Source organism: Martelella sp., from assembly GCF_984369615.1.
In genome coordinates this window covers 1-4,332 of record NZ_CFHTCS010000360.1, presented here as the reverse complement: position 1 = coordinate 4,332, position 4,332 = coordinate 1, and the positions used below count along the sequence as shown (strand labels likewise).

4 protein-coding genes are annotated in these 4,332 nt (G+C 62.5%); all 4 read left to right on the top strand.

The genetic code is table 11. The features are described from left to right. Positions 1-1,127 (top strand): CmpA/NrtA family ABC transporter substrate-binding protein (locus tag AC5DC2_RS20165; protein ID WP_491699770.1); only part of this gene is annotated, 1,127 nt, incomplete at its 5' end. 482 nt (positions 1,128-1,609) lie between these two features. Further along, positions 1,610-2,983: a CmpA/NrtA family ABC transporter substrate-binding protein gene (locus AC5DC2_RS20160; protein ID WP_491699769.1), complete on the top strand. Its 1,374-nt coding sequence runs from the start codon at positions 1,610-1,612 to the stop codon at positions 2,981-2,983. A 41-nt stretch (positions 2,984-3,024) separates the two neighbouring features. Continuing rightward, positions 3,025-4,101: an ABC transporter permease gene (locus AC5DC2_RS20155; protein ID WP_491699768.1), complete on the top strand. Its 1,077-nt coding sequence runs from the start codon at positions 3,025-3,027 to the stop codon at positions 4,099-4,101. A gap of 10 nt (positions 4,102-4,111) precedes the next feature. Then, positions 4,112-4,332 (top strand): ATP-binding cassette domain-containing protein (locus AC5DC2_RS20150; RefSeq protein ID WP_491699767.1); only part of this gene is annotated, 221 nt, incomplete at its 3' end.

The following is a 4,332-nucleotide window of genomic DNA, read 5'->3' as shown; positions in this document are numbered from 1 at the left end:
AGGTGCGCCTCACCCGGGAAACCTCGTGGAGCGCGATCCGCGACCGGCTGGCGGTCGGCAGCCTGCAGGCCGCCCATGTGCTGGCGCCGATGCCGATTGCCGCCAATCTCGGCCTGTTTCCGCTGGCGCCGAAACTGGTGGCGCCGATCGCGCTCGGGCTCGGCGGCAATGCGGTGACGGTGTCGGCGGCGCTTGGTGCTGCGATGGAAGCGGAGGGCGATGAGAGCGATCTTGACCCGGCCAAAGCGGGTGCGGCGCTGAAACGGGTGATTGCGGTGAGAAGAGCTGAGGGCCTGCCGCCGCTGCGCTTCGGTGTCGTCTACGTGTTTTCCGGGCACAATCTCGAACTGCGCTACTGGCTTGCCGCCAATGGCATCGATCCCGACCGCGATATCGAGATCGTGGTGCTGCCGCCGCCGTTCATGCCGGATGCGGTGGAAGCCGGGCGGATCGACGGCTATTGCGCCGGCGAGCCGTGGAACACGATTGCCGCGCGGCGCGGGGCGGCGCGGATCGTCACCGTGAAGGCGAAGATCTGGCGCTCCAGCCCGGAAAAGGTGCTGGCGCTGCCGGCCGATTTCGTGGATGCCAACGAGGAGACCGTGGCAGCGCTGCTGCGCGGGCTCTACCGGGCCTCGCAATGGGCGGCCGCGCCGGAAAACCACCCGGAACTGGCCGCGATCCTCGCCGAGCCGGGCCATCTCGATGTCGACCGGGCGATGCTCGAGCCGCTGTTCTCCGGAACGCTGGCGATCAGCGACAAGGCGCAAACCACGGTCGAGGATTTCTTCCTGACCTCCGCCAAGGCCGCGACCTTCCCGTGGCAGAGCCATGCGCTGTGGTTCTACAGCCAGATCGTGCGCTGGGGGCTTTGCGATCACTCCGCCGAAAACGCCGAGATCGCGAAAATGAGCTACCGGCCGGATATCTACCGCAAGGCGCTGCAGCCGCTGCACACGCCGCTGCCGGGCGCGAGCCTCAAGGTCGAGGGTGCGCTCAAGGCGCCGACGCCGGTGGGTGCGAGCGCCGGCGGCCTCATCCTCGGTCCCGACGGCTTTTTCGACGGGCAGACCTTCGATCCCGATCAGGTGGGCGCTTATATCGAACAGCAGAAGGCGGCCGTCTGAGCCCCTATTTTGTTAAAGCCCGCTCCGCTCTCCTGCGTCATGCTCGGGCCTGTCCCGAGCATCTAAGCACGTCTCAATGCGACAGGCGTGTCGGATGAAAAGCCTGTTTGAATGCAGTCCATTACGAAACGCCAACGCCGCTCGTGCGGTACTGTGGTTTGATCCTCGGGACAAGCCCGAGGATGACGTCCGTAGAAGGGATAGGTCTGTCAAGAAGCGGAACCAAGCCCGTATTTTGTGCGCTTCTCGGATGCAACTGCATAAAATGAAGGCAAACTCTTTCTGAATACATTTTTTATGCAAAAATCCGCCGATGCCGCTTGTCTGATGCGACATTGTGTGTTTCCATAAGTCTCAAGAATTCGGCGCCCAATGGAGGGTGCCAGGCAACGCCGCCAACGCATTCGCGCCACAACTGGCCCGATGACCGTTAGGCGGCTTTTTTCGTTTTTTCGATCTTCCCCATCCATCAGGAGAACGCCATGCGCCATTTCCTTTGCTCTGCCACCATGCTCTGTTCGCTGACCTTCGCGGCGACGGCCGCCCATGCCGAAATGCTGTTTCCCGAAAAGGACGAGCTGACCATCGGCTTCATCAAGCTGACGGACATGGCGCCGCTGGCAATCGCCAAGGAGATGCACTTCTTCGAGGATGAGGGGCTTTATGTCACGCTGGAAGCGCAGGCGAACTGGAAGGTGCTGCTCGACCGGGTGATCACCGGCGAACTCGACGGTGCCCACATGCTGGCCGGCCAGCCGCTGGCGGCCACCATCGGCTATGGCACCGAGGCGCATATCGTCACGCCGTTCTCGATGGATCTCAACGGCAATGCGATCACCGTGTCGAATGCGGTCTGGGACCGGATGAAGGAGAATATTCCTGTCGGCCCGGATGGCAAGCCGGAGCATCCGATCAAGGCCGATGCGCTGAAGCCGGTGGTCGAGGCCTACAAGGCCGAGGGCAAGCCGTTCAAGATGGGCATGGTCTTCCCGGTCTCCACCCATAATTACGAACTGCGCTACTGGCTGGCGGCCGGCGGCATCAATCCCGGCTATTATGCGCCGGGCGATATTTCCGGCCAGATTCAGGCCGATGCGCTTTTGTCGGTAACACCGCCGCCGCAGATGCCGGCGACGATGGAAGCCGGAACGATCGACGGTTACTGCGTCGGCGAACCCTGGAACCAGGCGGCCGTGTTCAAGGGCATCGGCGTACCGGTGGTCACCGATTACGACATCTGGAAGAACAACCCGGAGAAGGTCTTCGGCCTGACCGAGGAATTCACGCAGAAATACCCGCAGACGACGCTGGGGCTGACCAAGGCGCTGATCCGCGCGGCCATGTGGCTGGACGAGAACGACAATGCCAACCGCGAAGAGGCGGTCGAGATCCTCTCGCGACCGGAATATGTTGGCGCCGATGCCGAGGTGATCGCCAATTCGATGACCGGCACCTTCGAATATGAAAAGGGCGACACGCGCCCGGCTGCGGACTTCAACGTCTTCTTCCGCCACTACGCCACCTATCCCTATTATTCCGATGCCGTCTGGTACCTCACCCAGATGCGCCGCTGGGGCCAGATCGCCGAGCCGCAGGAAGACGGCTGGTATGACGAGGTCGCACGCTCGGTCTATCTGCCGGATATCTATCTGGAGGCCGCCCGTCAGCTCATTGACGAGGGCCATGCCACGGAGGCGGATTTCCCATTCGACACCGACGGCTACAAGCCCGCGACAAACGAGTTCATCGACGGCGTGACCTATGACGGCCGCCATCCGAACGCCTATCTCGAAAGCTTTCCCATCGGGCTCAAGGGCGATGAGATGATCGACGGCAACAAGATTGCCGGACGCTGAGCGCGATTGACACCAGCACGGACAAGGAAGGCTCAGACGCTATGACCATTGCCACAGACATGATGGACCCCGAAATCGCCGCCCGCCGCGAACGGCGCATCGCGCGGATCAACCGGTCGGGCAAGGTGCTCGCCCCCTTCGGCCTCGGCTTCGTCGTGCCGCTCCTGAAGCTGGCCGCCGGCGATACCCCGTCCGAGCAATGGGCGGACCTGAAACAGATGCTGCTCGTTCCTCTGATCGGCATCCTTGCTTTTCTGGCGGCCTGGGCATTTCTGGCGCCGAAGGTCCATACCTCGCTCGGCGCGATCCCCGGCCCGGCGGCGGTGTTCCAGCAGGCCGAGGTGCTGATGGACGACCATTTCGCCGAGCGCCAGAAGGCCGAGGAATTTTACGCCCGGCAGGATGAGCGCAACCAGATGTTGATCGCCGAAGGCTATGCCGACCGTGTGAAAGTGCGGCCCTATACCGGCAAGCCGACCTATCTGGACCAGATCTGGACCTCGCTGCTGACGGTCGCGCTCGGCTTTTTCATCGGCACGGTGATTGCCGTTCCGGTCGGCATCGCCTGCGGTCTGTCGAAGACCTTCGAGGGCGCTATCAATCCGCTGATCCAGCTGTTCAAGCCGGTCTCGCCGCTCGCCTGGCTGCCGATCGTGACCATGGTGGTGGCGGCGCTTTATGAAAGCCAGAACGACCTTCTGCCAAAGTCGATGGTGATCTCGGCGATCACGGTGACGCTCTGTTCCATCTGGCCGACGATCATCAATACCGCGCTCGGCGTCGCCTCGATCGACCGCGATCTCGTCAATGTCGGCAAGGTGCTGCAGCTTTCCACCTGGACGACGATCCGCAAGCTGGTCCTGCCGTCCTCGCTGCCGCTGATCTTCACCGGCATGCGGCTTTCGCTCGGCGTGGGCTGGATGGTGCTGATCGCCGCGGAAATGCTGGCGCAGAACCCCGGCCTCGGCAAATTCGTCTGGGACGAGTTCCAGAACGGGTCCTCGGATTCGCTCGCCCGCATCATGGTCGCGGTGATCACCATCGGCCTGATCGGCTTCTTCCTCGACCGGGTGATGTTCGCGCTGCAGACCGCCTTCACCTATTCGGCGAACCGGTAAGGAGGGCATGATGAAACCCATTCTTCAACTGAACAATGTCGAAAAAGGCTTTGGCGAAGGCGTCAGGCGCAATCCGGTCCTTTCCGATATCTCGCTCGATGTGCAGGAAGGCGAATTCATCGCCATCCTCGGCTTTTCCGGCGCGGGCAAGACGACGCTGATGTCGATGCTCGCCGGGCTTGAAAAGCCGGACAGCGGCGACATCCTGTTTCGCGGCGCGCCGGTCGAAGG